Origin of the sequence: Xanthomonas sp. WCS2018Noco2-27 (assembly GCF_031843525.1) — a bacterium.
Lineage (GTDB): Bacteria > Pseudomonadota > Gammaproteobacteria > Xanthomonadales > Xanthomonadaceae > Xanthomonas.
Genome location: NZ_JAVTIK010000011.1, coordinates 122,209 through 145,811, shown reverse-complemented (window position 1 = coordinate 145,811; position 23,603 = coordinate 122,209). Strand labels below are relative to the sequence as shown.

The window sequence follows — 23,603 nt, the reverse complement described above, 5'->3', positions numbered from 1 at the left end:
AACCCCTCTCCCGAGGGGAGAGGGGCTTTCAGCGATTGCAGCCGCACAGCGGACTGTCGGCGATTCCACCCACTTGTCGATTGATCGGATTGGACCGCCACCACGTTCCGCCACACCTACCCGCTGCGCTTGTGTCCGTCGCCGGGCTTTGGGGTATAACCGGACGAACGTCGATCATCGCCGATGACAGCGGCGGATCGGCCAGCGACGGTCAGCCCGCGCTGGCGATCACGCCCTTGCAACCGACGTGCTTCGTCTCCCCTCCCCCGACTGCAGGAGATGTGCGACATGCGCAACGAGCAACTCAAGCCCACCCTCGGCACCTGGCAGCTGTGGGGCATTGCGGTGGGTCTGGTGATCTCCGGCGAATACTTCGGTTGGAGTTACGGCTGGGGCACCGCCGGCACGCTCGGATTTCTGGTCACCACCGTGCTGGTCGCAGTGATGTACACCTGTTTCATCTTCAGCTTTACCGAGTTGACCACGGCCATTCCAAATGCAGGCGGGCCATTCGCCTACAGCCTGCGCGCGTTCGGCACCTATGGCGGGATGCTCGCGGGCCTGGCCACGTTGATCGAATTCGTGTTCGCGCCACCGGCCATCGCGATGGCGATCGGTGCATATCTGAATGTGCAGTTCCCCACGCTGGACCCGCGCATCGCTGCCATCGGCGCGTATGTGATCTTCATGAGCTTGAACATTGTCGGCGTGGCGATTGCGGCTGCATTCGAGCTGATCGTTACCTTGCTGGCAGTGATCGAACTGTTGGTCTTCATGGGCGTGGTGGCGCCGGGTTTCAGCGTTGCGCGCTTCGCCGCCAATGGCTGGGCCGGCAGCGACGTGTTCGGCCCGGCGGCCATCTCCGGCATCTTTGCCGCGATTCCGTTTGCGATCTGGTTTTTTCTGGCGATCGAAGGCGCAGCGATGGCGGCCGAGGAGGCCAAGGACCCCAAGCGCACGATCCCACGCGCCTACATCGCCGGCATTCTCACCTTGGTGGTGTTGGCGCTGGGCGTGATGGTGTTTGCCGGCGGCGTGGGCGACTGGCGCCAGCTATCCAACATCAACGACCCGCTACCGCAGGCGATGAAGGCCGTGGTCGGCAATAGTTCGACCTGGTTGCACATGCTGGTGTGGATCGGCTTGTTCGGGCTGGTTGCCAGCTTCCACGGCATCATCCTGGGTTATTCGCGGCAATTTTTCGCGCTGGCGCGTGCCGGCTTTTTACCGCACGGGCTGGCCAAGTTGTCGCGCTTTCGTACGCCGCATCGCGCGATTCTGGCCGGCGGCGTGATCGGCATTGCCGCAATCTGCAGCGACAGCGTGGTGAAGATTCAGAGCATGTCGCTGACGGCGGCAATGATCACCATGTCGGTGTTCGGCGCCATCGTGATGTATGTCATGAGCATGCTCAGTTTGTTCAAGCTGCGACGCTCTGAACCTGGGCTGGAGCGCAGCTTCCGCGCACCCGGGTATCCGGTGGTGCCGGCGATTGCGCTGTTGCTCGCGTTGGTCTGTCTGGTGGCGATGGTGTGGTTCAACCCGATCGTGGCGTTGATCTTTGTCGGCTTGCTGCTGTTTGGCGCGCTGTGTTGCGTGCTGAGCCTGCGCAGCCAGACGTCCACCGTGGCCAGCGGCAGATGAGCGGCTTTGCGTTTACGGCCGGCGGCGAGCGGTTCCAGTTTGCCGATCTCAAAACATTGCTGGCCAAAGCGACGCCGGCACGTTCGGGCGATCAACTGGCCGGGCTTGCGGCCGATTCCGAGCTGCAGCGCGTCGCGGCGCAGATGGCGCTGGCAGACCTGCCGTTGCGGCATTTCCTTGATGAAGCCGTGGTGCCGTATGACACCGATGAAGTCACCCGGCTGATCGTCGACCAGCACGACGCCCACGCATTCGCCGCAGTGGCGCACCTCACCGTCGGCGGGTTTCGCGATTGGTTGCTGAGCGCGCAGGCCGATGAAGCCGCACTGGCTGCGCTGGCCCCCGGGCTGACCCCGGAAATGGTGGCCGCAGTTTCCAAATTGATGCGCGTGCAGGACCTGATTTTGGTGGCACAAAAGATCCGGGTGGTCACGCGCTTTCGCAATACTCTGGGATTGCGCGGGCGGCTATCCACGCGCCTGCAACCCAATCATCCTACCGACGATGCCACCGGCATTGCCGCAAGTGTGCTCGATGGGTTGTTGTACGGCAATGGCGATGCGGTGATCGGCATCAATCCGGCCAGCGATAGCCTTGCAGCCACCACCACGTTGTTGCGCATGCTCGATGCGGTGATCACCGGCTACCAGATCCCCACGCAGTCGTGCGTGCTGGCGCATATCACCACCACCATCGAGGCCATCAATCGCGGCGTACCGGTGGATCTGGTGTTCCAGTCCATCGCAGGCACGGAGGCTGCAAATGCCAGCTTCGGCATCAACCTGGCGGTACTGCAGGAGGGCTACGAGGCGGGGCTGTCCTTGCGGCGCGGCAGCGTCGGCGACAACGTGATGTATTTCGAAACCGGCCAGGGCAGCGCGCTGTCGGCCAACGCACATCATGGCGTGGATCAACAGACCTGCGAAGTACGCGCCTATGCGGTGGCACGACAGTTCAAGCCGCTGCTGGTGAACACCGTGGTTGGCTTCATCGGCCCGGAGTATCTCTACGACGGCAAGCAGATCATTCGTGCGGGGCTGGAGGATCATTTCTGCGGCAAATTGCTTGGCGTGCCGATGGGCTGCGATATCTGCTACACCAACCATGCCGAAGCCGACCAGGACGATATGGATATGTTGCTGACCCTGCTCGGCACCGCCGGCATCAACTTCATCATGGGAATTCCCGGCTCGGACGATGTGATGCTGAATTACCAGACAACCTCTTTCCACGATGCGCTGTATGCGCGTCAGGCACTTGGCCTACGCGCGGCGCCCGAATTCGAGCGATGGCTGGACCAGCAAGGCATTCTGCGGCTCCACGCCGATGGGCGGTTTGAACTGGGCAGCGAGGTACCTGCAGCGTTTCGCCGTGCGCTGTCGCACTTCCCCACCGAATCGTCGCAATGAGCAGCCCGACGACACCCCCGCACGATGCCTGGGCGCAACTGCGTCGGCTTACCCCTGCGCGCATCGCACTCGGGCGGGTCGGCACTAGTTTGCCCACTGCCGCGCACCTGGATTTCCAGCTCGCGCATGCGCAGGCACGCGATGCGGTGCATCTGGCATTCGACCCGGCACCATTGCAGGCCGCACTGGAACAACGTGGGCGCAGCAGCATTCTGTTGCACAGCGCTGCGGTGGACCGGCATTCCTATCTGCAACGCCCGGATCTGGGCCGCCGCCTGGCCGACGACGCTGCCACGCATCTGCGCGGACTCACTGCTGTGCATGGCGGCGGACATGATGTCGCCGTGGTGATTGCCGACGGGCTCTCGGCGCTGGCCGTGCATCGGCACGCGGCGCACATGCTCGAACAAATCGATGCCCTGGCTGCACATGAAGCCTGGTCGTTAGCGCCGGTGGTGTTGGTTGCACAAGGGCGCGTCGCGATAGGCGACGAGGTCGGCGAGCTGCTCAAGGCACGCGTGGTGATCGTCTTGATCGGCGAAAGGCCGGGCCTGAGTTCGCCCGACAGTCTCGGCCTATATTTCACCTACACGCCACGCGTCGGCTTGACCGATGCCGCACGCAATTGCATCTCCAATATCCGTACCGAAGGACTGAGTTACGCAGAAGCCACGCACAAGCTGGCATATCTGTTGCGCGAAGCGTTCCGCCGTAAGTTGTCCGGTGTGCAACTCAAGGACGAAGCGGAGCAACCGGCGTTGCCGTCGGCGGGGCCTGCCGATGCGGTGCCGCGCACGTTCCTGTTACCGGATGCATAACGCTCTGGCCGATGGATCGGAGATGGGTCGTCAACAAGGCTAATCACCCATGACAAGTACTTGCTAGCCCGCTTGCCGCCGCCTGCAAGATGCAATACGCGATCATTGCAGGCCGGTCGATGCGATAGCGCGGCTGGCGCCTGCAATAGACTATTTTTCGCGCAGCGCCCGTTCACTGACGACGCCGTTTTCGTAAACGGCCAACGCCGCTGGAGACCCGTTATCGTCTGTTTCGAAGTCGAAGCGGATGTCGCGCTCGATCGCAAAGAAACGCGTGGTCGATTCGGGATAGAGCGTGGCCACGAAGCTGCCCGCAACCAGTTCCAGGTGGTCGCCATCGATGCTGACCACAATATTCCCGGCACGCTTCGAATGGTAACGGCCGGCATAGCGCGACAGGGTCGCGGCCGGCAGCATCACGGTGACAGATGGAGGCACGTACGCTACGGGCGCATGCGCATAGCTGAGCACGCGATGCATGCGCCAGTGCCCGTCGTCGAGTTTCCACACGGTGGTGAAATCGGCTTGCCCGTCCAGGCGTTCTGGCTGATCGCGCTGCTGCACGTAGAAACGGTGGCGGCCCGACAAGATTGCATATCCATCCTTGAGTGGATGAAACGCCAGGCTTTCATCGATCAGCGCGCGTCGAAGTCGCGATGTCGGATCGGCGCAAGGTCCGTTGCGCAAGGAATCGACCACGGCAGCCCGCGAGGTCGTGAGTCCGGTCTTGTCGTGATAGAACTCGATGTCTGCGGTGACCAGCTCGCCGATGCGACGCATGTCGCAGGCGTTGTACGCGTCCCAGAACAGCGTGTCGGCGTTTCGAACCTCGCGTTCGTCGTCCGCGCCAGATGCAGCTGGTGCGTCGAATGCGACCGCATCGCATGCAACAACGAGCGACAAGACAATAGCCAGACCTGCGAGTTTCATGTCGGATCCAGAGAGGATGAAGTCCGACGGTAAACGTTAGTCGAGCTCTCGCCGTCCCCCGGAAGTCACCATGCCGACCGGTCGCTCGCTTTGCCGAACAGTGCGCGAGGCGGTTCACAGTTCGCGATGCGGTATGCGTTACGTAAAGCACGTCGCATGGCAAACGCCAGGCCGCAAGCGCGGCGTTGACGCAATCATAGATCTACAGGAGGTCTACCTCAGCGCACCATCCTGCGGATTGCTTGCAGCATATGTGCTGGTCTGCAGCTCGCTGTCATGCACATGACGCAGCGCATTGCGCACATCCTCTGGCAACTGATCCACATCCAATAACACCTTGCCAGAATGCACATCGCGCACCACCGATGCCGGCAGGACGAAATCGCCGCCGTTCTCGATATTGATCACCAGCTCGGCGCCATCGTTGCGGATATCGCGCACTGCGCCAACACCAACTTCGCCGTCGCGCAGGAATACCATCTGGCCGATCTCGATCTGCTGCATGTCACTCTCCTCATGAAGCACCGGCGCAAGCGCGCCGTGCCGTGGGGGTTGATCATCGCGCTGCTCGGTGTTCTGCCGTGGTGAAGCGCAGATCAGTGCGGCGCATGCAGCACGGCTGACAGGCGCGCGGGCCGCGCCTAACCAAGCGTTCCTCCCGACAACACCGTGCGAGCGAAATCCCCAACGCTGTCGTCGCGTACCGATGCGCAATCGTGGTGATGCAATCGACACACACACGCGGCATTGACGGCCGCGTGTGTGTGCAACCGTCAACGCAGCGGAACGTCCGCTACCTTGTCCTGGTAATCCTTCTTCGGGTCGACGCCGAACAGCACCTTGATGCCGGCGAGCAGACTGGAGCCGTTGAGCCAGATCTGCGCGTGATCGGGGTCCAGACGCAGCAGCGCCAGCTTCGGATCGTCCTTGCCGCCTTCGTACCACGCTGCGACGTACGGGTTCCACAACCGCTCGATCACTGCCGGGTCGGTGTCCTCGCGCAGCGATCCGCTGATGCTGGCGAATAGATCATGGCCCTTGCTGCTGAAGGCGCCGATGACGCGACGGCCCTGCCCCAGCATTGCGATCAAGGCATTGTCCTTGGACGTGAAAAACCAGATCGGACCACCGCTGTCGCCCTCGATCTGCGCGGTCATCGGACGCGCATGGCCGTCTTCGACGCCATCCAGGCCCAGCATCACGGTGCGGTCGGACTTCAAGGCCTTCCAGAATTTTTCCTGCAGTTCTTTGGGATCTGCCATTTCGATTCCTGACATACGCGCTTTTACGCGGGCCCTTGAGTCTGGAAGGCCGCACGCCCACGGCATGTGAGGACGCACAGGCAACGCATCGGTATAAGGCAGCCGTATCGAGTCAGCGGCCATGCGCGACTGACAACACGACTAGGAGCGGCTAACAACATGACTGCGTAGCCGCCAGACGGGCGCTAGCGGCGCCAGGTACGGCAGGGACCACGCGTGCACGCCGTTTCCTTCGCGTCGCCCGCATCCAACTGACGACTGCTCGCTACGTTATGAGAGCCGCTCTAGTGGTGCGCGTTGCGACCTGTAGCTGGTGTAAAGCGTGACCACAGCGCACATCCTGCACATTGGTTGGCGTCGCCGGCGCCAACAAGCGACCCCGGCAGTACCATCGCTCTGCACCGCAGGCGGCGCCGACGTGAACTCCAACCCGACCACGACGCCTGCTCCATCACAGGCAACCGCGCTCGACGACTCACGCAGCGCACGACATCTGCGGCGCCCCCACGTGTCTGTATGCGTCCCTTCCCAAAAGAGCGCCACACCATGTCCGTCTCGCACATCCGCACGACCTGCATCGCCGCTGCACTATTGAGTCTTGTCAGCGTTGATGCGGCAGCACTCACCGGCACCGCTTCACGTCCGCAGCTCACCAGCAGCGAAGCAAGCACTTATACGATCGCCAAAGCGCTGGCCAAGGCCGGGCCGATCACTGCATTGGTCACCGACAACTGGAATCCCACTGCCGGCGTTGCCTTGCTCAGCGCGGACTATGCGGTGGCCGCGGATGGCTCCACGCGCTACCGCACCGTGCAGTCGGCGATCGATGCGGCAGTGGCCGCAGGCGGCAGCACGCGTCGCTACATCAGCATCAAGGCGGGTACCTATACCGAACTGGTGTGCGTGCCGACCAATGCGCCGCCGTTGACCCTGTTCGGGCTGGGTGCGGCCAAGGCCGATACCATCATCCGCTTCAACAATGCCAACCCCACGCCCAAGCCCACCGGGACGGCGAGCCATGCGTGTGCCAGCAATGCCTCGGCCGCCACGGTGGGAACGTCCAACAGCGCCACGCTGACGGTACGCGCGGCCGACTTCCAGGCGCGCCATCTGCGTGTGGACAACAATTACGTCGAAGGCACATACGCGGACAACAACCAGGCGGCTGTCGCGCTGGCAGTGCGCGGCGACAAGGCGAGCTTTGAAGATGTACTGGTGACCGGCAACCAGGACACCTTGCTGATCAGTGCGACAAATGCAGCCAATGTCATTCGTGCGTATTTCAAGAACAGCACCATCGATGGCGATGTGGATTTCATCTTCGGCTCCGGCGTCGGCGTGTTCGACACTGCCAATATCCGCTCCACCGGCGCGCGCCTGGGAACCAGCCGGGGCGGCTATATCTTTGCACCCAGCACGCGCCCCGGCAGCGCGTACGGCTTTCTTGCCATCAACAGCACTTTCGTCAGCCTGTCCGGTTCGCCCGACAACCAGACCTATCTGGGCCGCGCCTGGGACGAAGGCATCAGCAATCTGGGCGCTTACGTCAACGGCACCTCGCCCAATGGTCAGGTGACGGTGCGCAACTCCACGCTGGGCAGCCATATCCGCAAGACCACGCCCTGGAATGCCTCCACCGCAAGCCGCCCTTATTGCAGCAGCAGCTGCACCAATTCGGCAAACCGCTTTTACGAGCACGGCAATAGCGGTGCGGGCGCCGCCGACTGAGCGTTAGCCAGGACAGCTGCGCCGCTCTCCGGCAGCCTCGCAGCAAAACGTGCGTTTAGCACTGCACTCGTCGCCTGTTGGCAACCCGCGTGATGCGGCCTGCCAGCAGGCGATGTTGTTTGGCACGTCTCCGCTCCACTGATGGCGGCGCATTGCTGGATGAGGCAATGCGTTGGTTGGCTTCGGGGATGCGGTGCCGAGTTCGCCCCTCCGACGTCGGCAGCCGGCACGAGGCGCCACGCTTGCGGCTCCCCTAAGCGATCGACGTAGCGACATCGATACCCACACTGCATGCACTGTGCCTCCCCGCACGGTCATCCAGTTGTCATGCAACGTATCGATGCCGCGCGCAGATTGCGCCGCCGCGCCCCATCGGAGCACTCCCCATGCAATCCACCTTTCCCTTTCCAGCCATCGCGCCGCTCACATTCGCCTTGTTCGGCATGACGGCCTTCCAGGCCGACGCGGCGCGACCGCATGGGCAGGATGTGCCAGACACCGCGCACAGCATCTCCACCCGCTGGGGCGTGGTCCAGCAGCCGAGCTTGCCAACGCAGAGTTGCGCCACGCTCAAGGCCGCGCTGGTGCCGGTGGCCGGTTCGCTGGACACGCTGGATCCCGATCCGGCCCACTCCAAGCGCGATACCGCACGCCTGCAGGCGGCCATCGACGATTGCCCTGCCGGCAGCGCGGTGCATCTGGTCCCCGGCGATGCCGGAGAGTCCGGCCTGCTCAGTGGGCCGCTGACCATCAAGAGCGGGGTCACGCTATGGATCGACCGCGGCGTCACCTTGTTCGGCTCGCGTAATCCTCAGGACTACGACAACGGCCTGGGCACCTGCGGCACCGCCACCAGCGACAAGGCCAAGTCGTGCAATCCGCTGATCCACATCTCCGATGCGGCCAAGAGCGCCATCGTCGGTGCGGGTAAGATCGACGGCCGCGGCGGCAGCACGCTCACGGCCGGACCCAATGCCGGCAAGGCCAGCTGGTGGGATCTTGCATACCTCAACGTCACCAAGGGCTTGAGTCAGCACGTGCCGCGTCTGTTGCAGATCGACAACAGCACCGACGTCACCTTGTACGACATTACCCTGGAAAACTCGCCCAATTTCCATGTCATCAGCGACAACGTGGTGGGCCTGACCGCGTGGGGCATCAAGATTCTGGCACCCAGCCTGGTCTATTCGCGCCCTGGCTACCAATGCCCGGCCGGCAGCACCCCGGACGTCAATCCGCACGCTACCTGCTTCACGCCAGAAACCGCCAAGAACACCGACGGTTTCGACCCCGGTCAGTCGAAGAATGTGCTGCTGGCGTACTCCTACATCGGCACCGGCGACGACGGCGTGGCGATCAAGGCGCATGCCAACAGCAAGCGCAGCATCGCCTCGGAAAACATGCTGTTCGCCTACAACCAGTTCTACTACACCCACGGGTTCTCGCTCGGCAGCGAAACCGATTCGGGCATGCGCCATATCGCCGTGCGCGGGTTGAGCATCGACGGCTTCAACGCCAACGATGTACAGCGCGATCCCTACTCGGCTAATGGCCTGCGCATCAAGTCCGATGCCTCCCGTGGCGGGCAGGTCTACGACATCAGTTTCGAGAACATCTGCATGCGCGGGGTTGCGCGCCCGTTGGTGTTCGATGCCAATTACGCCAATGCGGCGACGCGCGACAAGATCCCGCAGTTCAACGGCATTTCGCTCAGTAACGTGCATTCGCTGGGTTCGACCACATTGGGTGGCGGCGAACTGAGTTTCTATGGGTATCGCGATGCCAGCACCACCCGGCCGATCACCATCTCGTTGGACAATGTCGTGCTGGAAGGTGGCAAGGTCAGCTTCGCGCAGCCGCATTTCGGTGGGCCTGCGAGTAATCCGGGGGCGACGCACTTCACCTTCAAGGGCGGCCCGGTGAGCTTTTACGATCAGCTGACGGAATCGGTGCCCAACGATGTGCAGCTGCAAGGCAAACCCGGCCCGGGCGCGCCACTGCAATGCAATGACGCCTTCATTGCCTATCACTCGGTGCTGCCGGATTCGCCGATCTGAGTCGAATGTTCTGCGCTGCAGCACAGCAGTCACACACTGATGCATCGCTTGCTGCGATCAACCGATCGCAGCAAGTCATCGGCTCAAAGCCAACACTTCAACGGGCACGCATCCGGCCAACCGGCGGCGCGCACCAGTGCGCTTGCACGGTACGGCCGCCATACGGCCGACGCAGTTACGCTCAGTCAGCGCCGCTGGCCGCGCGCCAGCTATGCCACAACTGCTGCACCGGCGGTGGATAGGCCGCCTTGCCGCCCAGCTCGCGCTGCAAGCGCAACCGCGCAAGACGCGACCACACCCGATGCGGTCGCGCCAGGGCCGGCTTGCGTGGCCATGCGTGCAACAGCTGCGTGCGCCAGGCCACCGTGGTGACACCGCCAGGCGCGGCACTATCGCCGGCCACACGTTGCCGCGCGTCCAGCCATTGCACCGACACCGCAGTGGCATCGCTTGGCACCGTGCGCGTAAACAGCACCGCTTCCACTGCGACCACTGCCTCGGCAAAGGCCCGTAACTGGTCCAGCGCTTGCTGCAGCGATGCCGGCTGTGCGCGTGCGACCTGCATGGTCGGCAAGGTCTCGGCCAACTGCGCCCACGGCGCGCGCACCGGCTCCAGCACGCGTCCCAACGGATGCCGCGAGCGTTGATTGGACCAATCGCGCAACTCCTGCTGCCACCACGCCAGCTTGGCGTCGGCCGGCAACGGGTCGCCGGGGATATTCATGATGTCCTCCCATTCCTGCAGCAAGGCGAACCAGGCCGCGGTCAGGTGGCGCTGCGCTGCGGGAACGAACGGCTCGGCAACCGACCACTCCGGCCAGCGGGTTCGCCACTTGTCGAGAAAACTGTCGAGAGCGCTGGATTGGCTCATGGCGGGTCCAGAAATAAGTTCAAAAGAATCAGGTCTGCGGCCACGTGGCCGGATTCCACAGCAACTGCGGCTGGTCCACCAGCACATCGGCCTGCCAGCGCGCCGGCACATCGTCATGCAGGCGATAGCCCCACAACACCGCCACCGACGGCATGTTGGCCGCGCGTGCCGCGAGAATGTCGCGCTCGTCGTCGCCGACGTAGACGCACTGCGCAGGCGCAACGCCGATGCGTTCGGCGGCGGTCAGCAACGGCAGCGGATGCGGCTTGCGCTCGGGCAAGGTATCGCCGCCGATCAACACGGCACAGCGCTGTTGCCAACCCAGTTGCGGCAGGATCAAGCGCGCGAGAGATTCGGGCTTGTTGGTGACCACGCCCCAGATGCAGCCGGCCGCTTCCAGACGCGACAGCAGCGCTTCGACACCATCGAACAGTTGCGACTGGGTCCCGATCAAGCCTTCGTAGCGACGCAGGAACTCCGGCACCAGGTCGGCGCGCGCAGCGTCATCGAGCTCGGCAAAGGCCACACCCACCATCGCACGCGCGCCTTTCGACACCACCGGCCGCAGCTGCTCCAACGCAATCGGCGCACGCTCGCGCTCAGCCAGCATTGCGTTGACCGTGGCCAGCATATCCGGCGCACTGTCCAGCAAGGTGCCATCCAGATCGAACAACGCCGCACGCGGAAAACTCACGCGCCCACCACGAGTGACCAACGACAAGCAGCCCGGCAGGAATCGAAAGACATCAAGATTGCAGTTAGCTGCCCTTCCCAATCCCGAATCCCGACTCCCCAATTCCCGCCCGTCACGGCCTCACCGCATACGCCAGATAATTGACCTCGGTGCGCGAGGACAGCCGCGCACGATTGCGCCACGGCTCGTACAGCATGCCGCTGACGTCTTGCAGCTGTAGTTCGGCGCTGCGCAACCACGCCGCAAGTTCCGATGGCTTGATGAAGTCCTTGTAGTGGTGCGTGCCCTTTGGCAGCAGCCGTGCGATGTATTCGGCACCGACCACCGCCAGCGCGAATGCGGCCGGCGTGCGGTTGAGCGTGGACAGGAACAGCTTGCCGCCCGGCTTGAGCAGGCTGGCGCAGGCGCGGATGATCGCGGTCGGGTCCGGCACGTGTTCGAGCATTTCCATGCAGGTCACCGCATCGAAACTGCCCGGCTGCTCGGCTGCCAGGTCTTCCACCGACTGCACGCGGTAATCCACCTGCACGCCCGATTCCAGGCTGTGCAGCCGGGCGACTTTCACCAGCTCCGGTGCCAGATCGATTGCGGTGACCTGCGCGCCCAGGCGCGCCATCGACTCGCTGAGCAAGCCGCCACCGCAGCCGACATCCAGCACCCGTGCGCCGGCCAGTTCCTGGCGTGCGGACACGTACGCAAGACGCACCGGGTTGAGCGCATGCAGCGGCTTCTGCGGGCCGTCGGCGTCCCACCAGCGGTTGGCCAGGGCGGCGAATTTGTCCAGCTCGGACTGATGAAAATTACTGGAGGTGGATTGAGTCGTGGGATTCATGCGGAACTCCGGGATGCGATAACGCGCGATCAGGCGCGGACGGTGCGGATGCGTTCGCGCCATTGCCGCGCATTGGCGACCAGGGCGGCGGTATCCATGTCGATCAACTCGCGCTGCACCAGCTTGGGCTTGCCGGCGATCCACACATCGGTGACCTGATGACGGCCGGCGGCATAGATCAATTGCGACAGCACATGATGCAACGGCTGGGTCTCCAGCGCAGACAGATCCACGCAGACCAGATCGGCCTGCTTGCCGATTTCGATCGAGCCGATCTTGTCGCCGAAGCCCAATGCACGCGCACCGCCCAACGTGGCCGCGCGCAGCGTGGTGGCCGCATCCAGCGCGGTGGCATCGTTGGCCACGGCCTTGGCCAGGATCGCGGCAGTGCGGTTTTCGCTGAACATATCCAGATCGTTGTTGCTGGCGCAGCCATCGGTGCCGATGGCCAGATTCACCCCTGCGCGTTGCAGCGCGCAGGCCGGGCAGAAACCCGACGCCAGCTTGAGGTTGGACTCGGGGCAATGCACCACGCTGACGCCGCGTTCGGCGCACAGATGGATTTCTGCCTCGGTGAGCTGGGTCATGTGCACGGCGATCAGGCGGTCGTTGACCAGGCCAAGCCGATCCAGCCGTGCCAGCGGGCGCTGGCCGTATTGTTTGACCGAATCGGCCACTTCCTGCGCGGTTTCATGCGTGTGCAGATGCACCGGCATGTCCAGCTGATCGGCGAGCATGCGTACGCGCTCGAAGTTGGCGTCATTTACCGTATAGGGCGCATGCGGTGCGAACGCAGTGCCGATCAACGGATCGTCGCGCCATTGGTCGTGCAGCTCGCCGGCCCGCGCGAAGTATTCGTCGTCCGACGACGCCCACGCGGTAGGGAAATCGATGATCACCGCGCCCACCAGCGCACGGAAACCGTGTTGCTTGTAGACCGCCGCCTGCACATCGGCAAAGAAGTAGTTTTCGTTGACGCAGGTGGTGCCGCCGCGCAGCATCTCGGCGATGGCGAGCGTGGTGCCGTCGGCCACGAACTCAGGCCCGATCACCGCCGCTTCCACCGGCCAGATGTGCTGCTGCAGCCACACCATCAGCGGCAAATCGTCGGCAATGCCGCGCAGCAGCGTCATCGGGTTATGCGTATGCGCATTGACCAGACCCGGCATCAGTGCCGCCCCCGGGCGCGAGACGGTTTGCTTCGGCGCAAACCGGGCGCGTGCTTCGGCAGTCGGCAGGATCGCCACGATGACGCCGTTGCTGACCGCCACCGCGTGGTCTTCGAGCACCACCGCATGCGGTTCGATCGGCACCACGTAACCGGCTTCGATCAACAGGTCGCACGCTTCGGGAGGGGCATTGGTCATGAGCGTATCCATAAAGGGTTAGTTGTCGAACGGCCAGCTGCGTTCGCCACCGGCCACAGGCACATAGCGCTGGCCGTTGTAGCGCAGCACCTGGCGCACGCGACGGGTGCGTTCGGTATCGGTGTCGCTGCCAGCGGTGCTCTCCGTAGTAGCGACGTTGGCTGTCAGCACGATGTCCGCATAGCCGGCATGTGCCTGCGGCGCCATGCTCAGGCTCAGATTGGCGACTTCGGTGATGACATCGCTCCTGCCCATCATGCACGGCTCGCCTTCCACACGTTGCCAGGCATAGAGATCGCGTTGCAGCACCGGGCGCAAGTTGCGCCCCTCGCGTACCAGCAAGGTCAATGCCTGATTGCTGTAAAAATCCGGGCAGCTGGGCCCACGCGCAGCGCTATGCACCACCACGCCGATCGCGCGCACGCCCTTGGCCAGGTCATAGCGCGCCGTATCCAGGCGCAGGCTGTCGGCAGCGAGTTCGAAGGCCGCGTCCTCGCCCATTTCCTGCGCATAAAACGCCAGCACCTTGCCGCTGGCGGCATCGAGCATGACCACGCGCAACTCAAGGTCGCGCTCGCCAGCCACGGCCTGAGCGTCGCCGGCAAACGCGATTGCTGCCAGCCGGATGGCCGGATCGTTCGGCCACGGCTTGCAGGTCTGGGCCACAGCACGCTCGACCGGCACCGTGGCGGCAGCGCCGCCCACGACACCGGAGGTTGCAATGGCCGCAACGGCGGCCACGTCACCGGCGTCGCAGGTTGCGGCGGCCGATTGCGCAAAGGCCGGGGACGCTAGGAGCGCAGCCCACAGCCCCACCAGAACACCGGCACTGCGTACCGCTTGAACAGACAGGCGTCGCGGGCGCATCCGGCTTACTTGACGCGCGCCGAGTATTCGCCCGAACGCGTATCGACCTTGATGATTTCGTCCTGATTGACGAACAACGGCACGCGCACCACCGCACCGGTTTCCAGCGTGGCAGGCTTGCCGCCGCCGCCCGAGGTATCGCCGCGCACGCCCGGATCGGTCTCGGTGATCTTCAACTCGACGAAGTTCGGCGGCTGCACCCAGATAGGCGCGGAATTCCACAGCGTCACGATGCAGTCTTCTTCGCCCTTGAGCCACTTTTCGGCGCCGCCCATGCCGGCCTTGTCGGTCTGCACCTGCTCGAAGGTTTCCGGGTCCATGAAGTGCCAGTACTCGCCATCGCTGTACAGGTAGCGCATGTCGGTATCGACCACGTCGGCCACTTCCAGGTCATCGGTCGCCTTCATGGTCATTTCGACCACGCGGCCGGACCTGATGAATCGGTACTTCATGCGGGTGAAGGCCTGGCCCTTGCCCGGCTTGACGTATTCGGTCTCGGTGATGACCGCCGGCTCGTTGTTGACCAGGATCTTCATGCCGTTCTTGACGTCGTTCATGCCAACAGTGGCCATGGTGCAGCTCCTCGATAAGACCACGACCCGCCACACGGTGGCCGGTCGGATTAGAATGGGGCGCCCGCCGCAACAGGCGGGCATTGGTTTTGTGACCGCACATGATAACCGCAGCCCCCGTCGCCTTACAGCCATCCCCGCCCTCCACCCTGCAGCCGCCGCGCTGGCAGCAGCAGTGGCGCGATGCCGTGCGCGACCCGCGCGCGTTGCTGGAACTGCTGGGCCTGGACGCGCAAGCGGCCGGCATCAGTGCAGACGCGGCCGCGCAGTTTCCGCTGCGCGTCCCGCAGGCCTTCGTGGCGCGGATGCGGCACGGCGACCTCGACGACCCGCTGCTGCGGCAGGTGTTGCCGCTGGATGCAGAAATGCAGCCGGTGCCGGGCTTCGGCCTGGATGCGGTGGGCGATGCCGCCGCCAAGACGGCCGCCGGGGTGATCCAGAAATACCGCGGCCGCGCCCTGCTGATCGCCACCGGCAGTTGCGCGGTGCACTGCCGTTACTGCTTCCGTCGCCACTTCCCATACGCAGAAGAAACCGCCGCGCGCGATGGCTGGCGTGAGGCGGTGGAGGCGATCGCTGCCGACCCGGACATCGACGAAGTGCTGCTATCCGGCGGCGACCCGCTGTCGCTGGCCACGCCCAAACTGGTCGAACTCACCGACGCCCTGGCCGCCATCCCACACCTCAAGCGGCTGCGCATCCACAGCCGCCTGCCGGTGGTGTTGCCCGCACGCGTGGACGCGCCCCTGCTGGCCTGGCTGCGCAGCCTGCCGTGGCCGGTGGCGTTTGTGATCCACGCCAACCATGCCAACGAATTCGATGCCGACGTGGACGGCGCCATGCACGCCTTGCGCGATGCCGGTGTGCAACTGCTCAATCAGGCGGTGCTGCTGCGTGGCGTCAACGACAGCGTGGACGCGCTGGCCGCGCTGAGCGAACGCAGCTTTGCCGCCGGCGTGCTGCCTTACTACTTGCATCAGCTCGATCGCGTGGCGGGCGTGGCGCATTTCGAAGTGGACGATACCCGCGCACGCGCCCTGCATGCGGAACTGGCCACGCGCCTATCCGGCTATCTAGTCCCGCGCCTGGTACGCGAAATCCCAGGCGACACCGGCAAACGGCCGCTGTAATCAACCAACTCAAGCAGTACATCGTAGGAACGCACCCGGGCGCGATGACGCTTTACCGGTAACGCCCCATCGCGCCCAGGTGCGCTCCTACGGTGGTATCCGGTGCCACATCAAGTGCTCGAAATTCCGGGCGATACCGGCAAGCCGCCGCTGTACCTACACCGCCCAAACGCAGCTCGCCGTAGGAGCGCACCAGGGCGCGACGAAGCCTCACCGGTAAGGCCACGCCAATCGCGCCCAGGTGCGCTCCTACGGTGCTCAGCCCGCCGCGATCAGCTTGACCATATCGGCCGGGCTCAAGGGCCTGCTGAACCAGTAGCCCTGCCCCAGATCGCAGCCGCGCTCGCGCAACAGGTTGAACTGCGCCTCTTGCTCGATGCCTTCGGCCACTACCGTAATTCCCAACGAGTGGGCCATGTTGATGATGGCCGTGGTCAGCGCCAGATCGTCCGGGTCGCGCTGCAGGTCGGCGATGAAGCTCTTGTCGATCTTGACCCCATCCACCGGCACCTGGCGCAGATGGCTCAACCCGGAGAAGCCGGTGCCGAAGTCGTCCAGCCACACCTTTACACCGGTGCGGTGCAGCTGATCGAGCAGGCTGGCGGCCATCATCTCATCGCCGATCACCGCCGTCTCGGTCAGTTCCAGATGCAGGCGCGCGGCCGGCAAGCCAGACTCGGCCAGGCACTCGGCCACGGTGTCGATCAGGTCGCCGCTGCGCAGCTGCCGCGGCGACACGTTGACCGAAATAAACAGGCCTTCGCCCACTTCCGGCCACTGCGCCGCTTCCAGGCAGGCCGCGCGCAGCACCTTGGGGCCGATCATTTCGATCAACCCGCTCTGCTCGGCAATATCGATAAACGTCGATGGCGCGATGGTGCCCAGCGCCGGGTGCTGCCAGCGCAGCAGCACCTCCACGCCTACCAGCAGGCGGTCGCTGGTGCGGTAGATCGGCTGATAGACCAGCCGCAACTCGTCGCGCTCCCAGGCGCCGCGCAGCTCGTGCTCCATATGCACGCGACGCTCCACCGCATGGTCGGCCGCGCGGCTGTAGAAACGGTGGCAGTTCTTGCCGGCGACCTTGGCCTGGTACATCGCGATGTCGCCGTTCTTCAGCAGCGCGGTGGCATCGTTGGCATCGTCGGGGAACAGCGTGATGCCGATCGAAGTGCCCAGGAACACTTCGCGGCCCTGCACGTTCAACGGGCGGCTCAATTCATGCACCAGGCGGTCCGCCAGCTGTGCAGCGAGCAGGGTGACATCGCCGCTTTGCAGCAGGATCACGAACTCGTCGCCACCGAAGCGCGCCAGGATCGCATCGTCGCCACCCAGCGCAGAAACTGCGCGACTGATCCGGCTGGCGAACTGCAACAAGGCCTCGTCGCCCGCTTCATGACCAAGCGTATCGTTGACGCGCTTGAAGTCGTCGATATCGGCAAACAGTAGCGCCAGCTTGCTGTTGCTGCTGCGCGCGGTATTGAGCAGGTAGTCCAGACCTTCGCGAAAACCCAGGCGGTTGGTCAGCCCGGTTAGCGCATCGGTGTAGGCCATATGACGCACTTCGCGGTCGTGCCGGGCAATGCTTTCGCTCATGCGGCCGAATGCGGAAATCAGCTCGCCAATCTCGTCGTTACGCGGATGCGGCGGCAATTGCACGGCGTAGTCGCCGCGCTCGATCTGCCGCGCCGCCGCCGCCAACAGCCGCACCGGCGCCACCAGCGTGCGTTGCACATAGATCGCCAGCAGCACGCCCAGCGCCACCAACGCAGCCAGCAGCACCAGCAACCAGCCCAGATCGCGCTTGCCGATCGCATTGAGGTTCTGCACCAGGGTCAGATTGGCGCCCGACTCGATCTTGCGCACCCGCTCGCGCGACATGCCCACGCGTACCCCGCCGATGCGCTGATCGCCGATCTTGATCGGCACCGTCACGTCCAGCACTTCGGGCGAGGATTGCAGCAGCATCGCCTGCGCGGTCACCGCTTTGGCCGCGAGCGGGTCGTCCATGCGCTGACCGTAGCGCTGCAGATTGGGCGTGCCGTCATGCACCAGCAGCCCACGCCGATCGAACACCAGCACATACGTCACCACCTGCTGGCGCGAGGCATTGCGCACCAGCGCGCCTACCGCCCCCAGGTCGGAGTAATACAGCGGATTGGCCAAGCCGGAGGCAAGTTCGGTCGCCAGCGTCTCGCCGCGGGTGCGCAGGCTGCGATCGAACAGCTCGTGCAGGATCTGTGCGCTGAGCCCGCGCACCTCGCGCTGCATCGCACTCTGGCGTTGCAGCAACGACGCCAGGATCGCGCCAACCAACAGCAAGGTCAGCGCCATGACCAACAAAAAGCGTGCCTGCAACCCGAAGCGCACCTGGCTCATTCGATTTCATCCCTGACGTGCCGCAAGCCGGCGCTCAACGCATCCAGACGCCTGCGACTACCGCCATCCAGCGGGTGAAACGCGGTGGTGCCGAAAAAGCGCTTGAGCGCCGGTCCGGCCAGCGGGTCGGATGCTGCCTGCAGCAACACCACGCGCAGGCGACGCTCCACTGCCGGGTCCATGCCGGAGCGCACCATTTCCACTGCACGCGGCACCGGCGCGCTGCGGTACACGATACGAAAATCGCGTTTGAACACCGGCGGCAGATGCCGCTCGTCGTCCCAATCGAGATTACTGAAGGCGCCGGCATCGATCAGGCGCTTGTGCACGAACGCAGCGACATTCAACTTGGAGCCGACCATCAGATAGCCCACCGAGCCCGGCACCTGAGGGTCGTCGGGCGACAGCAGCACGTCGCAGGCGATGCCGTTGCGCATCAACTCCAGCATCGGCACCAGGTAACCGCTGGTGGAGGACGCAGTCTGCAATGCCAGGCTATGCCCGCGCAGTTGCGTGAGCGACTGGATCGGGCTGTCGCGGCGCACGAAGAAAACCGTGTGGAACTCGCGCACCCCGCCACGTTCGGTCATCAGCAACGGGTGCGCGCCGCCGCGCCGCTCCAGCAACATCGCCGCACCGGTGGTCTCGCTGACCCAGTCGACCCGGCCACGCCGCAGATAGCTGGACATCTGGCGCGCATCCGGCGCCATCAGGATCTCGCCACGACGAATGCCCACCTCGCGCATGCGCGGCACCACATAGTCCAGCAGTGGCTTGAGTTGATCGTAATGCGTGGCGGGGTCATCGCTGATCCGCCCGAGCACCAATACCGAGGAGGGCGCTGCCGCAGCCGTCGCGGCCAAGCCTGCCCCGGCCACCAGCCAGCAGGCAATCAGACACCATTGTAGACCGCGCAAAACGGACACTCCCCTAGAGCCGCGGACAGCCTAGCCGAATCTGTGAAGATGTGACAGACGTCAGTTTCCGGCACGCTTGGCCAGCATCGCCATGCGCTGCGCATCGGACAGGATGCCGCGGATCAGCCGCACCTCCTGCTCGGTCATTTCCGCGCGCAACAACAGCCGCCGCAACTTGCGCATCGCCGACTCCGGCGCGCGCCCCTTGTGGAAGTCGATCTCGTCCAGGGTTTCGCCGAACTGGCCGAACATGCCTTCCAGCTGCGCATGGCTGGCCGGCCCGTCGCGCAGGCCGGCGGCGGCGGCCGGTGCTGGCTCGGCCTCGCCGGCTGCCAGCTGTGCCAGCCGTACTTCGTAGGCGAGCACCTGCACCGCCGCCGCCAGATTGAGTGAACTGAACTGCGGGTCGGATGGGATATGCACCGCCGCGTGGCAGAGCTGCAATTCGTCGTTGGTCAGGCCGGTGCGCTCGCGGCCGAACACGAACGCCACTTCGGCCGGTTCGCTCGCCTTGGCCAAGGCACGCTGCGCGCCTTCGTCCGGCAGCAACTCTTCCAAGGCCACCCGACGCGCGCGCGCCGTGCAGCCGATCACCAGCGTGCAGTCGGCTACCGCCTCGCCCAGCGTGGCGAACAGCGGCGCATCGCCCAACACGTCCTCGGCGCCGGCCGAGCGCCGATACGCGTCTTCATCGAGCGCGCGCTCGGGCGCCACCAGTACCAGCCGCGAGATACCCATGGTCTTCATGGCACGCGCGGCGGCGCCGATGTTGCCTGGATGCTGGGTACCGACAAGAACAAAACGGATGCGCTGGCTGACGGACATGAACGGAGATTGGGGAGCTATTCGGTCGTAGATGGTAAACTGCGCGGCCGGCTTTGGTGCCGGACCGCTCTTTTACCTTCGCCATTTTCGATTCTGCCTTCACGGGAGCTTTAACCATGCAGAAACCCGCCGTCACCGTCATGGTCAAAGCCGCCCGCCTCGCCGGCAATGTGCTGTTGCGTGGTATCAACAAGCTGGACGCACTCAACGTGGTGCAGAAGGGCCGCATGGACTACGCCAGCGAAGTCGATGCCGATGCCGAAAAAGTCATCATCAAGGAACTCAAGCGCGGTTACCCCGAGTACGCGGTGTTCGGTGAAGAAGGCGGCGTGCAGGGCGGCAAGAGTGGCCGCTACACCTGGGTCATCGACCCGCTGGATGGCACCAGCAACTACCTGCGCGGGTTTCCGCATTACTGCGTGTCGATTGCGCTGGTGGAAAACGGCGAACCGACCGACGCGGTGATCTTCGACCCGCTGCGCAACGAGCTGTTCACGGCCAGCCGCGGCGCCGGCGCGGTGCTCAACGACCGCCGTATCCGCATTGCCGAGCGCAAGGATCTGGAAGGCGCAATGATCCACACCGGCTTCCCGCCGCGCGAACGTGCACGAATCAGTGCGCAGCTGAAGTGCGTCGATGCGGTGCTGGTGCAGGCCGAGGACGTGCGCCGCACAGGCTCGGCCGCGCTGGATCTGGCCTACGTGGCCTGCGGACGCGCCGATGCCTACTTCGAAGCCGGCGTCAAAGCCTGGGACATCGCGGCAGGCGTGCTGCTGGTGCGCGAAGCCGGTGGCCGCGTCTGCGACTACAAGGGCGCCGCCCCGCCGCGCATGGACAACATGGGCCCGGAAACCCAGCAGATCGTGGCCGGCAACATCAAGATCAGCGACGCGCTGCAGAAGGTCATCGTCAACACCGGCTACGCGCGCGAGTTCGACGCCAAGTTCTGATGGGTGCGCCGGCAATCGTAGGAGCGCACCCGGGCGCGACGGAGCTTTCCACCAGAAAGCCCCTCGCGCCCAGGTGCGCTCCTACATGACAGACCGCAGCAAACACAGAAGGCCGGGATCGCTCCCGGCCTTCTTGCGTTACAGCGGCAACACCGACTACCCAGGAAAGTTCGACGCCAAGCTCTGATTGCCGCTCCAGCAATCGCAGGAGCGCACCCGGGCGCGACCGAAGCTTCCCACCAGAAAGCCCTCGCGCCCAGGTGCGCTCCTACATGACAGACCGCAGTAAACACAGAAGGCCGGGATCGCTCCCGGCCTTCTTGCGTTACAGCGGCAACACCGACTACCCAGGAAAGTTCGACGCCAAGCTCTGATTGCCGCTCCCGCAATCGTAGGAGCGCACCCGGGCGCGACCGAGCTTTCCACCAGAAAGCCCCTCGCGCCCAGGTGCGCTCCTACATGACAGACCGCAGCAAACACAGAAGGCCGGGATCGCTCCCGGCCTTCTTCGTTACAGCGTCAGCTTAAGACTCAGGCGATCGCAGCGTGGTAGCGGCGCTCGACTTCGTCCCAGTTGACCGCGTTATAGAACGCGCCGATGTATTCCGGGCGGCGATTCTGATACTTCAGGTAGTACGCGTGTTCCCACACATCCAGGCCCAGAATCGGCGTGTTGCCTTCGAACAGCGGGCTGTCCTGGTTGGCAGTGCTTTCCACCACCAGCTTCTTGTCCGGGGTCACGCTCAGCCATGCCCAGCCCGAGCCGAAGCGGCTGACGGCGGCCTTGGTGAAGGCTTCCTTGAACTTCTCGAAACCACCGATGTCCTTGTCGATCGCCTTGGCGACCTCGCCCTTGGGCTCGCCGCCGCCGTTAGGCGACAAAACGGTCCAGAACAGCGAATGGTTGGCGTGGCCACCACCGTTGTTGCGCACCGGGCCCTGCAGGTTTTCCGGCAGGCTCTTCAGCTTGGACACCAAGTCGTCGATCGGCAGGTCGGCGTACTCGGTCCCTTCCAGCGCCGCGTTGACGTTGTTGATGTAGGTCTGGTGATGCTTGGTGTGATGGATTTCCATCGTCTGCGCATCGATGTTCGGTTCCAGCGCGTCGTAGGCGTAGGGCAACTGCGGAAGGGTGTAGGCCATGCGTGTCTCCTGGACTTGCCGCCCGGCGAAGACCGGGCGTTGCGGGGTAGATGGTAAGGACGCCGACGGCGCTTACCAAGGGCAGCGGCAGGGAAACTTCATCCCATTGCATCGGGTGCCACGCCCTGTTGGCTGCACACCTTGCACCAGCCCCCGGTTACTTGGATGTGAACCGCGCAGATGTCCTGCCGCGTTCAAAGTCGACACAGTCGCGCAGCGGCATACTTGCTCTGCCGCACACTCTTCGCTTACGGATCGTCTTCATGCGCAAGCCCGCTTTGCTGATCGTCGCCATCGTGCTGCTCGTTGCCGGCTTATGGGGCATGCGGACGCTGCAGACGCCCAAGCCGCAGTTTGCGCCGCAGCTCAACGCACCGATCGCTGCAGCACCGCCAGCGCGTCAGGTGCCGCACTTGCCGGCCTTTCTGCCGACCGAAGCGATGGCCACCATCGTCCTGATCCAGCGCGGCGGGCCGTTTCCGTATCCGCAGGATGGCGGCGTGTTCGGCAATCGCGAACACCGGCTACCGGAACGCCCGCGTGGCGACTACCGCGAATACACCGTCGACACACCCGGCAGCGCCGATCGCGGCGCACGCCGCATCGTCACCGGCGGCACCCCGCCGCAAACCTGGTACTACAGCGACGATCATTACCAAACCTTCAAATCGTTCCAGGGCCCGACCCCGGAGCAGGCGCCATGAGCGCGGGCGACTTTGCGCTGGACCTGTCCGACCCGCAGCAATCGGGCGTCTATCAAGCCGACACCGACGATCTGGACACCATGGCGGCGCTGGCGCGCGATGCCGGCTTGCGCATCCTTCGCGTGGATCTGGCCACCTGCAACGACAAGCGCATGCTGTTGATGCGCCTGGCCACCCAACTGGATTTCCCCGCCAGCTTCGGCCGCAACTGGGATGCATTGAGCGATGCGCTGCGCGATCTGGCCTGGCTGCCCTCCCCGCGCGGCTATGCGTTGTTGATCGACGACGCCGAGGCATTGGCGCAGGCAGCGCCTAATGAGCGCGATACCTTGCTGGATATTCTCGATGAAGCCGCCACTGCCTGGGCCGCTCGCGGGCTCACATTTGCAGCGTTTGTGGCGCCTGCGAGTGCTTGCGACTGAGAGCGGCTAACACACCCTCCCGAACGCTGTTGCGATAGCGGCAACGTCTTGGCCACAAATGACGCAATGTTGGGTTAGAGCGATC

At 64.3% G+C, this 23,603-nt stretch carries 22 protein-coding genes and 1 other RNA gene; 10 read left to right on the top strand and 13 right to left on the bottom strand.

Annotated features, from left to right (window positions below; all coding sequences use genetic code 11):
- The first annotated feature begins 279 nt into the window (after positions 1–279).
- The 3 genes from eat to eutC are packed head-to-tail and all read left to right on the top strand — an operon-like array spanning position 280 to position 3,871.
- A complete protein-coding gene (gene eat / locus RQH86_RS17090) occupies positions 280–1,644 on the top strand; it encodes an ethanolamine permease (protein ID WP_311238587.1) in 1,365 nt (454 codons plus the stop codon).
- Positions 1,641–3,053 carry an ethanolamine ammonia-lyase subunit EutB gene (locus RQH86_RS17085; RefSeq protein WP_311238588.1) on the top strand — a complete coding sequence of 471 codons (1,413 nt, stop codon included), beginning with the start codon at positions 1,641–1,643 and terminating at the stop codon, positions 3,051–3,053. The genes eat and RQH86_RS17085 overlap by 4 nt, the downstream gene beginning before the upstream one ends.
- Positions 3,050–3,871, top strand: a complete 822-nt coding sequence (gene eutC / locus RQH86_RS17080; protein ID WP_311238589.1) for an ethanolamine ammonia-lyase subunit EutC — start codon at positions 3,050–3,052, stop codon at positions 3,869–3,871. The genes RQH86_RS17085 and eutC overlap by 4 nt, the downstream gene beginning before the upstream one ends.
- Positions 3,872–4,021: 150 nt before the next feature.
- On the opposite strand, the gene RQH86_RS17075 is transcribed toward eutC, so the two are convergent.
- The 3 genes from RQH86_RS17075 to RQH86_RS17065 all read right to left on the bottom strand — a co-directional run bounded on the left by RQH86_RS17075 (position 4,022) and on the right by RQH86_RS17065 (position 6,078).
- Entirely contained in the window at positions 4,022–4,801 is a 780-nt protein-coding gene (locus tag RQH86_RS17075) for a DUF4440 domain-containing protein (RefSeq protein WP_311238590.1), read from the bottom strand.
- Between the two features lie 213 nt (positions 4,802–5,014).
- Entirely contained in the window at positions 5,015–5,305 is a 291-nt protein-coding gene (locus RQH86_RS17070) for a hypothetical protein (RefSeq protein WP_311238649.1), read from the bottom strand.
- 269 nt (positions 5,306–5,574) lie between these two features.
- Positions 5,575–6,078, bottom strand: coding sequence for a pyridoxamine 5'-phosphate oxidase family protein (locus RQH86_RS17065; protein WP_193552451.1), 504 nt, complete (start codon positions 6,076–6,078; stop codon positions 5,575–5,577).
- A gap of 190 nt (positions 6,079–6,268) precedes the next feature.
- On the opposite strand from RQH86_RS17065, the gene RQH86_RS17060 reads away from it, so the two are divergent.
- From RQH86_RS17060 to RQH86_RS17050, 3 genes are all read left to right on the top strand, one after another.
- A non-coding RNA gene (locus RQH86_RS17060) (sX9 sRNA) lies at positions 6,269–6,344 on the top strand.
- 265 nt (positions 6,345–6,609) lie between these two features.
- Positions 6,610–7,791, top strand: a complete 1,182-nt coding sequence (locus tag RQH86_RS17055) for a putative acyl-CoA thioester hydrolase (protein ID WP_311238591.1) — start codon at positions 6,610–6,612, stop codon at positions 7,789–7,791.
- A 386-nt stretch (positions 7,792–8,177) separates the two neighbouring features.
- Entirely contained in the window at positions 8,178–9,848 is a 1,671-nt protein-coding gene (locus RQH86_RS17050; RefSeq protein ID WP_311238592.1) for a glycoside hydrolase family 28 protein, read from the top strand.
- A gap of 181 nt (positions 9,849–10,029) precedes the next feature.
- Here RQH86_RS17050 and RQH86_RS17045 read toward each other — a convergent pair whose 3' ends face one another.
- The 6 genes from RQH86_RS17045 to efp form a co-directional block, all read right to left on the bottom strand.
- Positions 10,030–10,719: a phytoene/squalene synthase family protein gene (locus tag RQH86_RS17045; protein WP_311238593.1), complete on the bottom strand. Its 690-nt coding sequence runs from the start codon at positions 10,717–10,719 to the stop codon at positions 10,030–10,032.
- A 28-nt stretch (positions 10,720–10,747) separates the two neighbouring features.
- Positions 10,748–11,413, bottom strand: a complete 666-nt coding sequence (locus tag RQH86_RS17040) for a phosphoglycolate phosphatase (protein ID WP_115527920.1) — start codon at positions 11,411–11,413, stop codon at positions 10,748–10,750.
- Between the two features lie 112 nt (positions 11,414–11,525).
- Positions 11,526–12,245: a bifunctional 2-polyprenyl-6-hydroxyphenol methylase/3-demethylubiquinol 3-O-methyltransferase UbiG gene (gene ubiG, locus RQH86_RS17035; RefSeq protein ID WP_055852321.1), complete on the bottom strand. Its 720-nt coding sequence runs from the start codon at positions 12,243–12,245 to the stop codon at positions 11,526–11,528.
- A gap of 29 nt (positions 12,246–12,274) precedes the next feature.
- Positions 12,275–13,612 carry a TRZ/ATZ family hydrolase gene (locus tag RQH86_RS17030; protein ID WP_311238594.1) on the bottom strand — a complete coding sequence of 446 codons (1,338 nt, stop codon included), beginning with the start codon at positions 13,610–13,612 and terminating at the stop codon, positions 12,275–12,277.
- A gap of 18 nt (positions 13,613–13,630) precedes the next feature.
- Complete coding sequence (locus tag RQH86_RS17025; RefSeq protein ID WP_311238595.1) at positions 13,631–14,479, bottom strand: hypothetical protein; 849 nt, start codon at positions 14,477–14,479, stop codon at positions 13,631–13,633.
- A 5-nt stretch (positions 14,480–14,484) separates the two neighbouring features.
- Complete coding sequence (efp, locus tag RQH86_RS17020) at positions 14,485–15,051, bottom strand: elongation factor P (protein WP_055851998.1); 567 nt, start codon at positions 15,049–15,051, stop codon at positions 14,485–14,487.
- Between the two features lie 101 nt (positions 15,052–15,152).
- Here efp and epmB point away from each other — a divergent pair, with 101 nt between their 5' ends.
- The gene (gene epmB, locus RQH86_RS17015) at positions 15,153–16,181 is read left to right on the top strand and encodes an EF-P beta-lysylation protein EpmB (RefSeq protein WP_311238596.1); all 1,029 of its coding nucleotides are present in this window, start codon (positions 15,153–15,155) and stop codon (positions 16,179–16,181) included.
- A gap of 258 nt (positions 16,182–16,439) precedes the next feature.
- Here epmB and RQH86_RS17010 read toward each other — a convergent pair whose 3' ends face one another.
- Genes RQH86_RS17010 through RQH86_RS17000 form a run of 3 tightly spaced genes read right to left on the bottom strand, consistent with a single transcriptional unit; the run spans position 16,440 to position 20,299 of the window.
- On the bottom strand, positions 16,440–18,557 hold the full coding sequence (locus RQH86_RS17010) for an EAL domain-containing protein (RefSeq protein WP_055851992.1): 2,118 nt from the start codon (positions 18,555–18,557) through the stop codon (positions 16,440–16,442).
- On the bottom strand, positions 18,554–19,483 hold the full coding sequence (locus RQH86_RS17005; RefSeq protein WP_311238597.1) for a phosphate/phosphite/phosphonate ABC transporter substrate-binding protein: 930 nt from the start codon (positions 19,481–19,483) through the stop codon (positions 18,554–18,556). The genes RQH86_RS17010 and RQH86_RS17005 overlap by 4 nt, the downstream gene beginning before the upstream one ends.
- A 51-nt stretch (positions 19,484–19,534) precedes the next feature.
- Positions 19,535–20,299, bottom strand: coding sequence for an RNA methyltransferase (locus RQH86_RS17000; RefSeq protein ID WP_115559012.1), 765 nt, complete (start codon positions 20,297–20,299; stop codon positions 19,535–19,537).
- A 116-nt stretch (positions 20,300–20,415) separates the two neighbouring features.
- On the opposite strand from RQH86_RS17000, the gene RQH86_RS16995 reads away from it, so the two are divergent.
- Positions 20,416–21,249, top strand: a complete 834-nt coding sequence (locus RQH86_RS16995) for an inositol monophosphatase family protein (protein WP_311238598.1) — start codon at positions 20,416–20,418, stop codon at positions 21,247–21,249.
- A 531-nt stretch (positions 21,250–21,780) separates the two neighbouring features.
- Here the strand turns inward: RQH86_RS16995 and RQH86_RS16990 are convergent.
- Positions 21,781–22,392: a superoxide dismutase gene (locus RQH86_RS16990; RefSeq protein ID WP_311238599.1), complete on the bottom strand. Its 612-nt coding sequence runs from the start codon at positions 22,390–22,392 to the stop codon at positions 21,781–21,783.
- A gap of 263 nt (positions 22,393–22,655) precedes the next feature.
- Between RQH86_RS16990 and RQH86_RS16985 the strand changes: the two genes are divergently transcribed.
- Together RQH86_RS16985 and RQH86_RS16980 are read left to right on the top strand one after the other, a co-directional pair.
- Complete coding sequence (locus RQH86_RS16985) at positions 22,656–23,096, top strand: ribonuclease (RefSeq protein ID WP_311238600.1); 441 nt, start codon at positions 22,656–22,658, stop codon at positions 23,094–23,096.
- Positions 23,093–23,518 (top strand): barstar family protein, encoded by a 426-nt coding sequence (locus RQH86_RS16980; protein WP_311238601.1) that lies wholly within the window; start codon positions 23,093–23,095, stop codon positions 23,516–23,518. Before RQH86_RS16985 ends, RQH86_RS16980 begins: the two co-directional genes overlap by 4 nt.
- The last annotated feature ends 85 nt before the right edge of the window (positions 23,519–23,603 follow it).